This window comes from Haloarchaeobius pelagicus (assembly GCF_051207375.1).
Taxonomy (GTDB): Archaea; Halobacteriota; Halobacteria; order Halobacteriales; family Natrialbaceae; genus Haloarchaeobius.
In genome coordinates this window covers 930,919-944,776 of record NZ_JBPJZD010000001.1, presented here as the reverse complement: position 1 = coordinate 944,776, position 13,858 = coordinate 930,919, and the positions used below count along the sequence as shown (strand labels likewise).

The window sequence follows — 13,858 nt, the reverse complement described above, 5'->3', positions numbered from 1 at the left end:
TGCCGAGGGCAGGGGGGTTTTCACCCCCACTACCCTATCGGTCCGTATGCACGACGACGAGGTCATCGTGGTCGGGGGCGGGCTCGCCGGGTTGGTTGCCGCCCGCCACCTGGCGGACGCGGGGGCAGCCGTCACGCTATTCGAGCGAGAGCCAGCAGTCGGCGGCCGCGTTCGGTCGACACACGAACAGGGGTTCACGTACGACCGCGGATTCCAGGTCCTGTTCACTGCCTACCCGGCAGCACAGCGCGAACTCGATTACGACGCGCTCGACCTCCGCTCGTTCACGCCCGGGGCCTGTATCTGTCGCGAGGGCCATCGCTCCATCCTCTCTGACCCGTTCCGCGACCCCGGCTCGCTGACGGAGTCCATCTTCAACCGCGACGTGACCGTCACGGACAAGCTCAACACGTTGCGACTGAAGCGCGAGTTGCAGAGTCGGTCGACCGACTCGCTCTTCCAGGGACCGGACAGGTCCATCGAAGCCTACCTGAACTCGCGGGGGTTCTCGCGGAAGTACCTCGAGAACTTCGCCGCGCCGTTCTACGGCGGCATCACGCTCGACCGGTCGCTGTCGACCTCGAAGCACGTGTTCGAGTACACCTTCAAGATGCTCTCGGCGGGCAACACCGTCGTTCCGGCCGGTGGCATGGGAGCCATCTCGGCCCAACTGCGTGACCGTGCCGAAGCGGCCGGCGCGACCATCCAGACCGACCGACCGGTCGAGGCTGTCGAGACCGATGGCGATGGGGTGAGCGTCGACCTCGGGGGCGAGACCGTCACCGCCGACGCCGTCGTGGTCGCGACCGACCCGGCCGCCGCATCGTCACTCACCGACGTCGAGGCCATCCCGACCGACGCCCACAGCTGTGTCACACAGTGGTACGCGCTCGAGGACACGGGCGACCTCGACGCTGGCAAGCGACTCATGCTCAACGCCGAGTCCGACGCCCCGAACCAGCTAGTCGACCACACCATCGTCGCGCCCGAGTACGCTCCCGATGGGACGCGGCTGTTGAGTGCGACCTTCCTCGGCGAGCGCGAGGAGTCCGACGAGGAACTCGCGGTGCTGGCACACGACACCCTCGCGTCGTGGTACCCCGAGCGCCAGTTCGCCAGCTTCGAACTGCGACACACCGACCGTATCGAGTTCGCGCAGTTCGAGCAGCCGCCGGGCTTCGCGGAAAACCTTCCAGCGGTGCGAGCGCCCGCTGGCCCCGTCTACCTCGCCGGGGACTACACGCGCTGGTCGTCCATCCAGGGCGCGCTGGAGAGCGGGAAGGTGGCAGCCGACGCGGTCCGCGAGGACCGGCAGTAGAGCTCTTCTCCGTTACAACAGTCGCCTGAACTCCCCGAGCGGCGGGAACCGGAGCGTCTCGTCGCCGGTCTCGTCACGAACGATGGGATGGAACCCATCGGGGGTCGCGACGAACGGTGTCTGGAAGTCCGACCCGCGCATCCGATTGACCGTCATCCCCGCCGCCAGCGTCGTGAACGACGGGAGGACGAGCACGTCATTCCCCCGGTGGACGCCGGGACCATAGAGGAAACAGGGGTACGTCCGTCCCTCGATGTCGATGGTCGGATGGTCGTGCCCGACGACGTAGCGCGTCACTCGCTCGCCACCCGCGTCCGGTTCCTCGTGGCCGTGACAGACGACGGTCCCGTCCGGAAGCCGGTAGGAGTCGTGGACGGGCAGGTCGGTGACCCGGTCGAGTTGCGTGTCGTGGTTCCCCCGCACGAGCACCAGCTCGGCCCGGTCGGTCACCAGGTCGGTGAGCCCGTCGAGCGCGTCGCGAGCCGGCACGGGAACCGTCGTGAACGTGTGGAGTACGTCGCCGGCGAAGACCACCGTCTCGGGGTCGAAGCTGTCGAGCAACGCGGAGAGCCGGTCGGCCATCTCCGTGCCTTCGTTCAGGGGAAAGTCGACGCTGGACGCATGGGCCTTGCCGAGATGGAGGTCGGAGAGAACGAGCGCATCGGCGGCAGGGAGGTAGGCCGCCCGGTCGGCGAATCCGAGGTCAGTCGCCGCCATCGACCTTGCCGCCGTCGGCGCGAATCGGCTCGTTCACGCCGAGGGCGTCTTCGAGGTCGTACTCCTCGCCGGTCGCGACGAACAGCACCTCTTCGAGCACGCCGAGGAGTTCCGGCAGGACGTGGACCACCCCCCAGGTGATGCCCACGAGCGCGAACACCGAGAGGATCTGCGAGAGGACGCTGTGTGCGAACCAGAACGAGGCGTGGCTCCGCTCGACGCCCGCGAGCGCCGCGAACTGGACGACCGGGTCCTGCAGGAACCAGCCCTTTCCGGCCGCGATGGCGACGAACACGTTCCGGATGAGGTTGAGCACCCAGATGACGCCGATGGCCAGCCCGAAGGACTTCAGCTTGCGCGTGAGCGGTGCCTTGACCGCGACGATGAGTCCGGCGAAGATGGCCATCGACCCGATGCCGGTGCAGGCGTAGACGATGTAGGTCGCGAACTCGGAGAAGACGAACATGTTGAGGTAGCCGTACTCCGGACCGGTGGTGAACTCGGGGTTGTAGCCCAGGAGCTGGATACCCCAGTACGTCTCCCTGGCGACCTCCTCGATGAGCACCCGGCGGACGAACGGAATCGCCTGCGTCGGATGGTAGATGAGACCCATCACGCCGACGGCCTTCGAGAGGACCACGAGGCGCTCACGGCCCTTGAGCAGGAGGTAGCCGGTGTACACCGAGGCGGGGACCGCAAAGAGCGCGAGGCCGCCCTCGACGAAACTGCGGACCTCGAACGCGAAGTGCGGGAAGACGGCGAGCCAGAACCCACCGAACAGGACCCACGTCCCGGCGAGCCAGTAGATGGCCAGCGTCCGGTCGTATCTGTCGAGTACCGCGCCGACGAGGAACGCCGCGATGACGACCCACGCGAGCAGGTCCGTCGCAGGCATGCCGAACACCGTCGGCAGGGCGGCGGGAAGGGGGAGCATGTACGGGAGAACGGAGAGAATGCATAAAATCTTGTTGCCATCCTGTCGCTCAGTTACCGGGGCGTTACCGGCCCTCGCTGCCGTTTTCGTCCGGACTCAGTCCGCGGCGTGCTCTTTCGCCGTGGTGTACGCCTCACGAACTCGCCTGAAGGACTCCTCGGAGCCGCCGTGGTCGGGGTGGGTCTCCATGACGCGCTCTCGGTACGCGGCCCGGACCTCCTCCGTCGACGCCGACGGTGGCAGCCCCAGCGCCCTGAAGGCCTGCGTGATGACGTCGCCCTCGTCGGGTTCGTCGATCTCCCAGTCGATGTCGGGTACCTCGAACGGGAGGCGTGCCCCCAGGTGATGGCCGTGCATCTCGTGTTCACAGAGCACCGCGTAGGTGTCGGTCTGCTGGATGCGGAAGAAGGCGTGGGCGTCGAAGGTCACCGCGACGTCTCGGGCCGGGAGGTAGAAGGCGACGGTGTCCCCCGCGACCGGATGGTCCTCGACGAACTGCTCGCCGATGGCGTCGAGATACCAGCGGATCTCCTCGCGGCGGCGGGCCTCGCTTGACAGGTTCCGGTTGCCGGCACGCGTGTACCCTGCCGGCTCCGGAAAGAGGTACTCACCCGCCACGAACATCGTCGCGGAGAGCACCGCGAACAACGCCCCCAGCGAGAGACCGGCCAGCAACCACGACGGGAGCGTCGTCACCCATCCGAACCCGGTGTCTACCACTGGCAGTACCACGGGAGAATGTATGTCACGGTCGGTAAAGAGTTCGTTGGAGGAAGCGACTTCTTCGCCGACGACCTATCAGTTCGACATGGATATCGAACGCCGCTCCCGTCCGGTTCCCACTGCGCCCGAGAAGACGACCGTCGAACCCGCAGAACCGACAGCCGAAACGCCTGCCACGTCGACCACCGGGATGACCCGCCAGGGCGACCGACCGCGGTCCCGGTACCTCGACCTCCGACACGTCCGAGTGCACTACCTCGCTGCCGGCGAGGCGACGGCCCCGCCGGTCGTCCTCCTCCACGGCGGCGGCCTCGACGAGGCGAGCCTCTCGTGGCGACACCTCACCCCTGGCCTCGCCGACTCGCACTACGTCCTCGCACCCGACTTGCCGGGGTACGGTGCCAGCGGCCCGGCCAGCGACCAGCCCTCGTTGGCCTACTACGGGGACGTGCTCGCCGAGTTCCTCGATGAACTGTTCCTCGACCGCGTCTCCCTCGTCGGTATCTCGATGGGTGGCGGCGTCGCCCTCCAGTTCGCCACCGACCACCCCGACCGCGTTGAGAAACTCGTCCTCGTGGACAGCTACGGGTTCGGCACGAGCGTGCCGGGTGGCCGACTTGGCTACTGGTTCACCCGCGCCGAGCGCCTGAACCGCGCCATCTGGTGGGCCTTCCGCCACAGCGAGCGTCTCGGTCGCCTCTCCATCCGCAGCATGGTCGTCGACCCCGACCCTGAACTCGAAGCCGACGTGATCGCCGCCCTTCGCCGGCCAGCGGTGGGTGCGGACTGGCGCGCGTTCCAGCGCCACGAGGTCACGCCGACCGGGCTCCGAACCGCGTTCCTCGACCGCCTCCCGACCCTCGACGTGCCGACCCTGCTCGTCCACGGGGAACGCGACCCGGTGGTTCCCGTCGACTGGGCCATCCGTGCCCACGCCCTGCTCCCCGACGCCGAGCTGTTCGTGCTGCCCGGCTGTGGGCACATGCCCCCGCGTGAACGCCCCGCGGCGTTCGAGGACCGGGTCCGGGCCTTCCTCGGGTGACGAGGCCGCGGTTACTTCCCCCGTTATCGTCATCGCACCCGTATCATCACTGATGACGCTCTCCGAACAACTCTATTCGCTGTTGCTGGTGGCCTGGCTCTCGTTCGCGCTCTACGGCCTCTTCGCGTACCAGCGCGGGACCTGGGCGTGGACCGACATCCGCGTCGGGCTCGTCGGAACCGTCCTCTGGACGGCGTACGCGTCGACCAAGCTCGTCGACGGCGTCCTCGTCCAGGGCGTGGTCCTCTCGGCGGGGCTGGCGCTGGTCGCGCTCTATCTCCGAAACCAGCGCGAGAACGCGGCCGCTGCGCCGCCCGCACTGGAGGCGGCACCCGAACCGGAACCGGAGCCGACTGCGGACTGACCCGCTTTTCGGCGTCATCGCGTCGCCACTCGGCGACCGTCGTCTCAGGAGAACCGAGTCGTCGCTGGTGAGTGACGAGGGCGGCCCCGGTGACGGCGTTACCCGATGTACCGGAGGTCGTCGTCGCTCGGCACGTTCGCCTGCTGCTGCTTCTCCATCTCCTGGATCTTTCCGATGACCTCCTCCATCTCCTCTGCGCGCTCTTCGAGCGAGGCGTAGTCGAGGTCCATCTCGAAGCGCTCCTCGAGGACTTCGAGGACCGCCTGTGCGCTCTTGGGGTCGACGAGGTAGCCGGAGGTCTCGCCCATGAGACACGCGGCGTCGAGGTCACGGCGACGGCCGAGCCCGAGCACGAGGCCGGAGACACCGACGATGCCGCCCGCGGGTTCGTCCTCACGGAACTCGACACCGAGGTCCACGAGGTCGTCTTTCATCTCGTCGTTCGTCGCGGCACCGAGCACCGCGTACTCCTCGATGAGTTCGCCGGTCGGGACGCCGCCGAGGGCGTACGCCTCCGCACAGCCGAACTCCTCGGCGAGGTCGAGAACGGCGCTCGCGAGTCGGTAGTGCCCGTCGTTGCTCTGGGCCTGGTGGTCGCCGGTCAGGACGAGCAGGTCGCGCCCATCCGTCTCGACCGCGTGGAACTCCAGATGCGTGAGTTCGGCGATGCCGTCTTCGTCCACGTCGACCTGTGGCGGCAGGTCGTGCGAGTAGACACGACGGACGAGTTCACCGTCGTGCTGGTCGAGGATGTGCTCGGCCGCGAGCTTGCCGACGTGGCCGACGCCGGGCAGTCCCTCGACGAACACCGGGTCCGAAAGCTCCGCTTCAGCGACGTGCTCGATGTCGAGTGGGTCCATACGGCCTACTCGTGTGCGGCGCGCTTAAGAGCGCGTCGGTACTCGCCGTATGGGTCCGCCGGGTCGAACGGGGCCGGCGCGCTGTTGACAGCATCGGCTCCGCACTCGGGACAGGCGTCAGAAAGCGTGTAAACCGGGCGTTCGTGGCAATCGCGCCACGCCGAACACACCCGGATGTCGGATTTCATTCGTCGTCGGACCGTCGCTCGCGGTGGTACTCGCCCGTGCCGCCGCGACTCTCGATCTCCGCTTTCGCGCGTGCTGCGGCCTCCTCCAGCTCGGACTCGGCCGTCTTGTAGTTCGGAGCCTTGACCTTGATGCGGTACTCCGGCGAGCCGACGTAGGTCACGTCGAGTTCGACCTCGTCGGGCACCTCACCGTTCCCTTCGGCGGCCTTCAGCGCCTCCTTCACATCGTCGACGCCGTCCGGGTTCGGACAGCGCAGGTCGATGTAGCCGGTGACGTTCACGTACGGGACGGAGACGTTCTCGCGGGCGGTCCCCACGACCTTCTCGACCTCCTCTTCGGTCAGGTCGGTGGCTTCCAGCGCGGCCGGGCCGTGGATGGCTGCCTGCTCGAAGCCCTCGTAGAGGCTGCCGTACTCGCCGAGCAGTTCGTTCGCGACCGAGGCGTACTGCTCGTCGCTCACGTCCTCGCCGAACGCCAGCAGCATCCAGTTGTCGGCCTTCTGCTCGTTCTTCCACTCCTGGATCTTATCGGAGCGCTGGTGGTTGTTGACGTCCTTGATGGAGAGGTCTATCTGCTGGGAGTCCTCGTCGACGTCGAGTACCTTGCAGACGACGGTCTGGCCCTCACGGACGTGGTCGCGGACGTTCTTGATCCATCCGCTGGCGACCTCGCTGATGTGGACGAGGCCACGCTTGTCCTCGTACTCCTCGAGGTCGACGAAGACGCCGAAGTTCTCGATCTCGTCGACTTTGCCGACGACGAGCTCACCGGAGTCGGGCCAGCCGCTGTACTTCATCGTGATTCGACCGTCTCGATGATGTCGTGGGGAATCTCGGCCTTCCCGCCGGTCGGCGTGGCGAGCGTCGTCCCGCAGACCGCACAGTTGACGACGGTCGAGGCTTTCCCGAACACGACCTGTTCGTTCTCACAATCGCTGCACTTGACGTTGTAGAAACTTCCTGCCATGGTTTTACTCCTGGAACTCGAGTCGGCCTGTTCGCCATCCCTCGCGGAGATGGGCCTTGCCACACTCGCCGCAGCGGTACTTCAGGTCCGTCTTCTTGGTGGGCTTGTCGCCACCGGGGACCTTCGAGAAGCGACCCGCGTTACCGATGGTCTTCTTCCCTTCGCGCTGTTTACGCTGGTCTTTCTTCATACCGGTCGTGCGACCGGTCCGGACTTTCTCCACTTCGTGCTCGTGGTGTTCGTTACAATGTGGGCAGTACGTGTTGAAGCGTCGGGGCATCTGCATAGATATCGGCCTTACGGTCGATTTGGCCACGGGCCTTTAAAACGCATTTGGTTCGGTCCGGTGAGCGCCGTGCGTGAGTTTCACTCGGTCGCCGCCCGATCGTCGCCGTCGGGGGTCTCGGAGGACCCGCCGCCGGTTCCCTCCGGGAGCCGTCCCTGGAAGGCCTCGCCGAGCTGGTCGCGCCACGCTTCGGTCTCTGCGAGGTCAGCCGCCAGGTCGTCGAGACGGTCGGCCATCGAATCGAGGTCCGCGGACAGCGCGGTCGTCGACTCGGCCAGGTCGTCGTCGACGGTTTCGACCCGGGACCGCACCGTGTCGAGGTCCGTCGCGAGGTCGTCGAGGCGACCGTCCATGGTGGCCAGTCGCTCGTCTATCTGGTCGAACCGACCATCCGCCGTCTCGAACCGGGCGTCCATGGCGTCGAGCCGGTCGTCGATTCGGTCGATGGCGTCGTCGACGCCCGCGAGCCGGTCGTCGACCGTCGTCAGTCGCCCGTCGACCGTCTTGAGTCGCTCCTCGACCGTGTCCAGTCGACTCGCGACGGTCGAGAGCTTGGCTTCCGCGGCGTCGAACCGGGCACCCACGTCCGCGTGCCCGGCACTCGCCTCGTCCAGCCGGTCGGTCGCCGCCGCGAGGTCGTCGCGGACGCGCCCGATGTCCGCCTTGAGTTCGACGACGATGTCGCTCGCGGTCCCGTGTTCGTCGATGAGCGCCTCGAGCCCGTCCGCGTACGCGGAGAAGTCCTCGAGCCGTGACTGCAGGTGGCGGAACCGGACCTCGTCGCTGCGCGCGATAGCGGGCGCGATGTGGTCCCGGAGCGTGTCGAGCTGGTCGGTCTCCACCGCGCCCGAGTCGAGCGCGTCGACCAGCGCGGTCACGACCGTCTCCTCGTCGACCACCGGCGCGATGACCGGTTGCTCGTCGGTGACGGTCTCCTCGGCCGCCTGTCCGTCGCTGTCGGCGAGGCTCGCCCGCGTCCGCGCGCTCGTCGGTTCCACCGGGTCGACCATGTCGATGATCGGCGCTTCGAGGACCGATTCGACCGAGGTCGGGTCGCCGCTGTGGACGACGTAGCTCGTCGTCACGGTCTCCCCCGCGTCGACGATATCGACGAGCGCGAGTCGGCTCCCGCCATCTTCCAGCAGCCAGTCACCGTGGCCCGCGCCGTCGAGGTTCAGACTCTCCAGCGGGAACTCCGCCCCCAGTGGTTCGACCAGTCGAATCGCCGCGGCCCCCTCGCGCTCGGAGGTGACCTGGTAGCGGACCGTCATCCGCTTGTCGCCCGGTGCGATTCCCTTCTCGACCGTGATGCCATCCTGCGAGACCGTCGTGGTGTTGCTTAGTGTCCCTGTGTGTCGCATACCCAACCCCTTATTATCGAACATTCTACCCACTGCTACTTTAATTTCACTACTGTTAGTGTCCGAACATGCCTGTGGGCGAGGGTCGGTCCACGCGTATCGGCGGCTTCGATACGCTTAATTGGACGGTGTGCAAACGCCCGGCTATGAAGCGCCTCATCATCCACGGGGACCCCGGCATCCGGAAGGACGCCATCATCAGCTACGACGGTGGGGAGGAGGTCCGTTGTTTCTCCATCAGCCGCAACGGCGAATGGCACGGCCCAGACGAGGTCCAGCTGTGGTGTGTCGTCGGTGACGAGTCGGAGAAACAGGACTTCGATGAGCGGAAGTACATCCCGCACCATCTGGAGGTCGACCGCGTCGACGCCGAGACCATCGACGTCATCAAGGCCAAAGGCGAGCTGTCCGTCTGACTCACTCGGCTCTTCCTGCTGCTTCGTCGGACGCGTCCGCCGAGACCGCTGACTGGTCGACCGCGTAGACCGTCACGTCACCGAACTGCTTCGCGACCGTGATTCCGGGTGCGTCGGCCAGTCCCGACACGTCGTAGTGTTCGCGCTCGTGCGGGCCGACGTAGATGTACTGCACGTCGTACTTCGCCAGCACGGCCGCCCGGGTCACCGTGTTCTCCTGGTACACCGATTCTCCTTCGTACACCGCCGCAACGTCGGCCATGCGCTCGTCCCACCCCTCCTCGGTGTGGTAGTTCGAGGCGTGGCCCCAGCCCGCGATGGTCGGTAACCCGGTCAGACTGGACACGCCACTGACGAGCGGGGTCGCTGGCCGGTTGACGCTGTAGAGGTGGACGGTGGTCGGGCGCTCGACGACGACCGGGCGACCCTCCGTCGCGTCCAGCCACTCGATGGCGGCGTACTGGTCGGGGTAGTTGGACTGGGTCCACTGCTTGGCGTCCAGGGTGTTCGCATCGTGGGTCTCGAAGTGCGAGGAGAGCGCGAGGCCGCCGTAGATGCTCGTCGAGAGCACGAGGAGCGCCGCGAACGCGACCGCGGCGACACGGGAGAGCCGCGCCAGGTCCGGTCCGCGACTGGCGGTCAGCCGGTCGCCGATGCTCCAGTCGGGCCACTGGCGGGCGACCACGTCCGTCAGCATGACGCCGACCGCGGTGCCCCACAGTATCCACACCTGCATGTAGAACTTGAACACCGTATTGAACCGGCCACTACCGGCGCGCTCGGAGACGTAGACGAACTCCACCATCGTGACCAGCCCGACTGCAGCGACCACGAGGACCGTCTCGTAGCCGAGGTCGCGGTCGAGCCGGAGCAACAGCCAGCCGAGGACGAGCGCGGGCGTGACAACGGCGAGGACGACCGCGTCGAGCGCCCACGCGACCCCGGCGAACACGGCGAAGCCGACGCCCGTAAGCGCCACGACGCGCGTCTCCTCGTCCAGGTCGGAGACGACCGCCCCGACACCGACGAGCAGTGTCGCGCCGTAGATACCGAGACGCTGGACGGTCGGGCCGGTCGCGAGCGCGAGGACGACTGCGAGGCCGTACAGCACCGCACCCGGGACGAGGTCGCCGTCACGAAGCTGCGTGAGCGCGGCGACCCCGAGAAGGGCGACGACGACGGTCGGTATCGGGATCCAGCCAACCAGTGCGTTCCCCACCGCGGCCAGCGCGATGAGCGCGACCGGCGCACCGAAGCCGAGGTCGAGTCGCCTGCCGGGGGCGATTCGCGGCGCGAAGTATGCGAGTGTCACCAGCAGGAACGCCCCGTGGACGAGCACCAGCCCCGCGAGCCCGCTGCGGTCGGGGAGGAAGGCGAGCGACTGGCCGCTCGTCGCGCCAGAGAAGAACGGGATGGCGAACAGGAACCCGCCGACGCCGACCGCGACGCCGACGATTCCGGCCGCGAGCAGTCGCGTGGCTTCGGCGGCGGCCGGCGACCCGTCGATAGCTGCTTCGACCCGGTTCCAGGCGCGGGCCGGGAACACGCTCGCCGGGTGTGCCCCCGCGAAGATGACTGCCAGCGTCGTGATGCCAGCCACGGAGGGGTAGCTCCACGTGTTCACGATGGCGAGCCAGCCCGCGAGCACGGGTGCGCACACGAAGAGGTACACTCGTCGCCGCCACACCTGCGCCTGCGGCGTGAGCCAGTAGGCGAGGCCGACGGCCGCCGTGAGCAAGAGCAGGTGTGTGCTCGTCATGTGCGCGTGGAGGTCGCCGTTGAGGAACGAGAACAGTGGGAACTCGTTGATCGTGCCCGGGATGACCCGCGAGGCGGGCCAGTAGTTGAAGCTGTCCGGGCCGGAGGCGAGACTGAACTTGCTCCAGGTGGCACCGAACGCTTCGACGCTCTCCATCCCGGGCCGGTCCGGGTTCGTGTCGACCGGCGTCTTCATACTGGCCGGAAGCAGCCACACCACGGTCCGGGCGAGCGTCGTGAGGTTGCTCGCGAACCCGACGAAGAAGACCGCCAGCCCCCCGGCCGCGAGCCGGGGCAGGTCGCGCTCGGCCGCGATGTTCCAGGCGAGCCCGAACGCACCGGTGACGAGCGCGCCGTAGAACGTCGCCAGCGAGAGGTTGTAGCTGTAGCGTGCCGCGATGCCGGTCAGGGTCGTCAGCTGAGCACTCACGAGGTGGCCGCCGTAGTAGTACTGGACGCGGTCACCGGCGTACCAGAAGTCCTCCGGGGGCAGACTCGGTGCCCGGAGGAGCGTCTTCAGCAGGCCGAAGTCGAGGTACTTCTCGCCGCCACCGGCGACGACCGCGGGCTGTGCGTTCCGGATGAGGACGACGAGCCCGAACCCGATGGTGAACACGGCCAAGCCCACGCCGACCTGCCGCCAATCAGGGTCGATTCCGCGCGAGAACGCGTACGCGGAGCCGCCACCGAGGACGAGTAACGTCGCGACGATGCCGGGCCAGCCGAACGCGACCTGCCCGACCCAGTAGCTCGTGACGCCGAGGACTGCGAGGGCGAGCGGGAGGGCGAGGGTTCCACCGCGGTCGGAGAGGGGCGAGAAGACGAGCGCGGAGAGCGGGGCGGCGACGACGGTCAATCCGACCATCATCGCGAGCCAGAGGACGACCAGCCCAATTTCCATACCGGTGATACGAGTGGTCGTCGGGTAAGGGCTTTTCCCTTCGACCCACCGGCTGGAAGCGAACCCTTTTACTCCCCGCGGCGACCCTTCACGAAGTAATGCAACGGTCAGTCGGAGTCGTCGTCCCCGCCTACGACCCCGTTGTCGACAGACTCGTCGACTACCTGTCCGCCCTCGATGACCGACTGGACCCCGAGACCCTCCTCGTGGAACTCGACGCACCCGATAGCGAGACGCTCGCCGCGCTCGAAGACGCCCCGTGTACCGTCCACGCCGTCGACGCCCGGCGTGGGAAAGGCGCGGCCATCACCTGCGGCTTCGAGCACCTCGACACCGACGTGCTCGCCTTCGCCGACGCAGACGGTGCGACCCCCGCCGACTCCATCGCGGACGTGGTCGAACCCGTCGTGGACAACCGCGCTGCCCTCTCGGTCGGCTCCAGACGCCACCCCGACGCGGACGTCCGGTCGCACCAGACGGTCGCCCGCCGCTACCTCGGCGACGGGTTCGCGTTCCTCGCCCGGACCTTCCTCAACGTCGACCTGTACGACTTCCAGTGCGGCGCGAAGGCCATCGACCGCGAGGCCTGGGAGCAGGTGCGCGGCCACCTCTACGAGGCCGGCTTCGCGTGGGACCTCGAACTCATCGCGATGACGAACGCCCGGGGCTACCGCGTCGCGGAGGTCCCGGTCACGTGGGAGGACCAGCCAGAGTCGACCGTCTCGCCCGTCGGGACGACCATCGAACTCGCGCTCTCGCTCGTGAAATCGCGCCATCGCGCCAAACGCATCAGCGGGGACCGACTCCACTCGTTCATCTGGAACCGCCGCTCGAACCGCCACCCACTGGTCGACCGCCTCGCCAGGGAGTCAGATGAGTGACGACACCGGCCTCCGGGACACCGTCGACGACCACGTCGACTCGCTGACCTCAGGCGTCCGTTTCGGCAAGTTCGCCTCGGTCGGTGTGGTCGGGGCGATGTTCGACGTGACGACCGCGACAGCCCTCAACGAGCTGAACGTCTTCCCCGAACTCGCCGTGTTCATCGGCATCGAGGTCGCCGTCATCGTCATGTTCCTGCTCAACGACAACTGGACGTTCTCCGAGCAGGGCGCGGGCGGTATCCTCCCGACTCTCAAGCGACTCGCCCGGTCGAACGTCGTCCGGGCCGGCGGCATCCTCGTCCAGCTGGGCACCTTCTGGGTCGTCTTCCGCGTCATCGCGCTGGACCTCGACCTGCTCGGCATCGACGCCTGGTTCGTCTTCGCGAAGGTCACCGGCATCGGCGTCGGGATGGTCGTGAACTACGTCGCCGAGAGCCTGTTCACCTGGCGCGTCCAGCACGACTGAGCGAGCCGTATTTTTCGGGCAGAGGAACCGTGGAAATCGCCGCAGAGCGACAGGCAGAAACTCACACACGGCGCTGTAATCACAACCCTTAACTAGTGCACCGGGTTATGCAAAGATAGCGGGATGGGATAGCCAGGAGATTCCGGCGGGCTCATAACCCGCAGATCGGTAGTTCAAATCTACCTCCCGCTACTTTTCGAGATTCAAACGGTGAGCGAGACGTACGTCGAGCGGATCCTGAATCTCGAAAGTAGAAACGAGAAGATTTGAACCAGCGAGCGGTGCGCGGTTCGGAGCGTAGCGAGAACCGCGACGCGAACGGTGAAACCGTAAGCGAACCGAGTGAGGTTCAAATCTACCTCCCGACGCAGCTCCCCGACCAGCAGCCCGAGATTTTTCACTGAACCAACGGTAGTACTTCGCATGGACCGCCGTCGACGCAAGACGATGCTCGGGTTGGCGATGGTAGTCCTCGGCATCGTTCAGGCAGCGCTCTTCGCGAGTCAGAGCGAGTGGGTCCCGACGGCGTTCGGACTCCTTTACTCTACTATCGGTCTCGTCTACCTATGGGCTGAGGTGTACGCTGTCGAGTAGCCCACGACTGGCTCCGAATCTTAACGAATGTCGCTGACGGAATCGACCTCCAACTCATAACCCTTATCCGTGGGACGGG

General features: G+C 66.9%; 17 protein-coding genes and 1 tRNA gene. 8 read left to right on the top strand and 10 right to left on the bottom strand.

Going from position 1 to position 13,858, the window contains the following annotated elements:
* Nucleotides 1-46 precede the first annotated feature (46 nt).
* Entirely contained in the window at nucleotides 47-1,318 is a 1,272-nt protein-coding gene (locus ACSC1S_RS04960; protein ID WP_435363405.1) for an NAD(P)/FAD-dependent oxidoreductase, read from the top strand.
* Between the two features lie 12 nt (nucleotides 1,319-1,330).
* Here ACSC1S_RS04960 and ACSC1S_RS04955 read toward each other — a convergent pair whose 3' ends face one another.
* The 3 genes from ACSC1S_RS04955 to ACSC1S_RS04945 form a co-directional block, all read right to left on the bottom strand.
* Nucleotides 1,331-2,035, bottom strand: coding sequence for a metallophosphoesterase (locus tag ACSC1S_RS04955; protein ID WP_435363404.1), 705 nt, complete (start codon nucleotides 2,033-2,035; stop codon nucleotides 1,331-1,333).
* Nucleotides 2,022-2,969 (bottom strand): archaeosortase A, encoded by a 948-nt coding sequence (artA, locus tag ACSC1S_RS04950; RefSeq protein ID WP_435363403.1) that lies wholly within the window; start codon nucleotides 2,967-2,969, stop codon nucleotides 2,022-2,024. The genes ACSC1S_RS04955 and artA overlap by 14 nt, the downstream gene beginning before the upstream one ends.
* Nucleotides 2,970-3,065: 96 nt before the next feature.
* Complete coding sequence (locus tag ACSC1S_RS04945) at nucleotides 3,066-3,689, bottom strand: J domain-containing protein (RefSeq protein ID WP_435363402.1); 624 nt, start codon at nucleotides 3,687-3,689, stop codon at nucleotides 3,066-3,068.
* 88 nt (nucleotides 3,690-3,777) lie between these two features.
* Here ACSC1S_RS04945 and ACSC1S_RS04940 point away from each other — a divergent pair, with 88 nt between their 5' ends.
* Together ACSC1S_RS04940 and ACSC1S_RS04935 are read left to right on the top strand one after the other, a co-directional pair.
* Nucleotides 3,778-4,734, top strand: coding sequence for an alpha/beta fold hydrolase (locus tag ACSC1S_RS04940; RefSeq protein WP_435363401.1), 957 nt, complete (start codon nucleotides 3,778-3,780; stop codon nucleotides 4,732-4,734).
* 52 nt (nucleotides 4,735-4,786) lie between these two features.
* On the top strand, nucleotides 4,787-5,098 hold the full coding sequence (locus ACSC1S_RS04935) for a hypothetical protein (RefSeq protein ID WP_435363400.1): 312 nt from the start codon (nucleotides 4,787-4,789) through the stop codon (nucleotides 5,096-5,098).
* A gap of 98 nt (nucleotides 5,099-5,196) precedes the next feature.
* Here the strand turns inward: ACSC1S_RS04935 and ACSC1S_RS04930 are convergent, their stop codons facing one another.
* From ACSC1S_RS04930 to ACSC1S_RS04905, 6 genes are all read right to left on the bottom strand, one after another.
* Nucleotides 5,197-5,958: a proteasome assembly chaperone family protein gene (locus ACSC1S_RS04930; RefSeq protein ID WP_435317788.1), complete on the bottom strand. Its 762-nt coding sequence runs from the start codon at nucleotides 5,956-5,958 to the stop codon at nucleotides 5,197-5,199.
* Nucleotides 5,959-5,963: 5 nt separating this feature from the next.
* Nucleotides 5,964-6,146, bottom strand: coding sequence for an RNA-protein complex protein Nop10 (locus tag ACSC1S_RS04925; RefSeq protein ID WP_261650722.1), 183 nt, complete (start codon nucleotides 6,144-6,146; stop codon nucleotides 5,964-5,966).
* Nucleotides 6,143-6,943, bottom strand: coding sequence for a translation initiation factor IF-2 subunit alpha (locus ACSC1S_RS04920; RefSeq protein ID WP_435363399.1), 801 nt, complete (start codon nucleotides 6,941-6,943; stop codon nucleotides 6,143-6,145). The genes ACSC1S_RS04925 and ACSC1S_RS04920 overlap by 4 nt, the downstream gene beginning before the upstream one ends.
* Nucleotides 6,940-7,113 carry a 30S ribosomal protein S27e gene (locus ACSC1S_RS04915; RefSeq protein ID WP_261650720.1) on the bottom strand — a complete coding sequence of 58 codons (174 nt, stop codon included), beginning with the start codon at nucleotides 7,111-7,113 and terminating at the stop codon, nucleotides 6,940-6,942. Before ACSC1S_RS04915 ends, ACSC1S_RS04920 begins: the two co-directional genes overlap by 4 nt.
* Nucleotides 7,114-7,117: 4 nt before the next feature.
* The gene (locus ACSC1S_RS04910) at nucleotides 7,118-7,399 is read right to left on the bottom strand and encodes a 50S ribosomal protein L44e (RefSeq protein ID WP_435317786.1); all 282 of its coding nucleotides are present in this window, start codon (nucleotides 7,397-7,399) and stop codon (nucleotides 7,118-7,120) included.
* An 80-nt stretch (nucleotides 7,400-7,479) separates the two neighbouring features.
* Complete coding sequence (locus tag ACSC1S_RS04905; protein WP_435363398.1) at nucleotides 7,480-8,760, bottom strand: hypothetical protein; 1,281 nt, start codon at nucleotides 8,758-8,760, stop codon at nucleotides 7,480-7,482.
* Nucleotides 8,761-8,906: 146 nt separating this feature from the next.
* Here ACSC1S_RS04905 and ACSC1S_RS04900 point away from each other — a divergent pair, with 146 nt between their 5' ends.
* A complete protein-coding gene (locus tag ACSC1S_RS04900) occupies nucleotides 8,907-9,176 on the top strand; it encodes an HAH_0734 family protein (RefSeq protein ID WP_435363397.1) in 270 nt (89 codons plus the stop codon).
* A 1-nt stretch (nucleotide 9,177) separates the two neighbouring features.
* Here the strand turns inward: ACSC1S_RS04900 and ACSC1S_RS04895 are convergent, their stop codons facing one another.
* Nucleotides 9,178-11,835, bottom strand: a complete 2,658-nt coding sequence (locus ACSC1S_RS04895) for a DUF2298 domain-containing protein (protein WP_435363396.1) — start codon at nucleotides 11,833-11,835, stop codon at nucleotides 9,178-9,180.
* Between the two features lie 98 nt (nucleotides 11,836-11,933).
* On the opposite strand from ACSC1S_RS04895, the gene ACSC1S_RS04890 reads away from it, so the two are divergent.
* The 4 genes from ACSC1S_RS04890 (at nucleotide 11,934) to ACSC1S_RS04875 (ending at nucleotide 13,779) form a co-directional block, all read left to right on the top strand.
* A complete protein-coding gene (locus ACSC1S_RS04890) occupies nucleotides 11,934-12,716 on the top strand; it encodes a glycosyltransferase (protein ID WP_435363395.1) in 783 nt (260 codons plus the stop codon).
* Nucleotides 12,709-13,185, top strand: coding sequence for a GtrA family protein (locus ACSC1S_RS04885; protein WP_435363394.1), 477 nt, complete (start codon nucleotides 12,709-12,711; stop codon nucleotides 13,183-13,185). Before ACSC1S_RS04890 ends, ACSC1S_RS04885 begins: the two co-directional genes overlap by 8 nt.
* A gap of 117 nt (nucleotides 13,186-13,302) precedes the next feature.
* A tRNA-Met gene (locus tag ACSC1S_RS04880) sits at nucleotides 13,303-13,377 on the top strand.
* Between the two features lie 231 nt (nucleotides 13,378-13,608).
* The gene (locus ACSC1S_RS04875) at nucleotides 13,609-13,779 is read left to right on the top strand and encodes a hypothetical protein (protein WP_435363393.1); all 171 of its coding nucleotides are present in this window, start codon (nucleotides 13,609-13,611) and stop codon (nucleotides 13,777-13,779) included.
* Nucleotides 13,780-13,858 lie beyond the last annotated feature (79 nt).

What these genes read in the sequence shown, in the direction of transcription:
- ACSC1S_RS04900 (WP_435363397.1), top strand. Translation starts at nt 8,907, where the DNA reads ATGAAGCGCCTCATCATCCACGGGGACCCCGGCATCCGGAAGGACGCC.
- ACSC1S_RS04910 (WP_435317786.1), bottom strand. Translation starts at nt 7,399, where the DNA reads ATGCAGATGCCCCGACGCTTCAACACGTACTGCCCACATTGTAACGAA.
- ACSC1S_RS04905 (WP_435363398.1), bottom strand. Translation starts at nt 8,760, where the DNA reads ATGCGACACACAGGGACACTAAGCAACACCACGACGGTCTCGCAGGAT.
- ACSC1S_RS04885 (WP_435363394.1), top strand. Translation starts at nt 12,709, where the DNA reads ATGAGTGACGACACCGGCCTCCGGGACACCGTCGACGACCACGTCGAC.
- ACSC1S_RS04920 (WP_435363399.1), bottom strand. Translation starts at nt 6,943, where the DNA reads ATGAAGTACAGCGGCTGGCCCGACTCCGGTGAGCTCGTCGTCGGCAAA.
- ACSC1S_RS04935 (WP_435363400.1), top strand. Translation starts at nt 4,787, where the DNA reads ATGACGCTCTCCGAACAACTCTATTCGCTGTTGCTGGTGGCCTGGCTC.
- ACSC1S_RS04895 (WP_435363396.1), bottom strand. Translation starts at nt 11,835, where the DNA reads ATGGAAATTGGGCTGGTCGTCCTCTGGCTCGCGATGATGGTCGGATTG.
- ACSC1S_RS04930 (WP_435317788.1), bottom strand. Translation starts at nt 5,958, where the DNA reads ATGGACCCACTCGACATCGAGCACGTCGCTGAAGCGGAGCTTTCGGAC.
- ACSC1S_RS04890 (WP_435363395.1), top strand. Translation starts at nt 11,934, where the DNA reads ATGCAACGGTCAGTCGGAGTCGTCGTCCCCGCCTACGACCCCGTTGTC.
- ACSC1S_RS04925 (WP_261650722.1), bottom strand. Translation starts at nt 6,146, where the DNA reads ATGAAATCCGACATCCGGGTGTGTTCGGCGTGGCGCGATTGCCACGAA.
- ACSC1S_RS04960 (WP_435363405.1), top strand. Translation starts at nt 47, where the DNA reads ATGCACGACGACGAGGTCATCGTGGTCGGGGGCGGGCTCGCCGGGTTG.
- ACSC1S_RS04875 (WP_435363393.1), top strand. Translation starts at nt 13,609, where the DNA reads ATGGACCGCCGTCGACGCAAGACGATGCTCGGGTTGGCGATGGTAGTC.
- ACSC1S_RS04915 (WP_261650720.1), bottom strand. Translation starts at nt 7,113, where the DNA reads ATGGCAGGAAGTTTCTACAACGTCAAGTGCAGCGATTGTGAGAACGAA.
- artA (WP_435363403.1), bottom strand. Translation starts at nt 2,969, where the DNA reads ATGCTCCCCCTTCCCGCCGCCCTGCCGACGGTGTTCGGCATGCCTGCG.
- ACSC1S_RS04955 (WP_435363404.1), bottom strand. Translation starts at nt 2,035, where the DNA reads ATGGCGGCGACTGACCTCGGATTCGCCGACCGGGCGGCCTACCTCCCT.
- ACSC1S_RS04940 (WP_435363401.1), top strand. Translation starts at nt 3,778, where the DNA reads ATGGATATCGAACGCCGCTCCCGTCCGGTTCCCACTGCGCCCGAGAAG.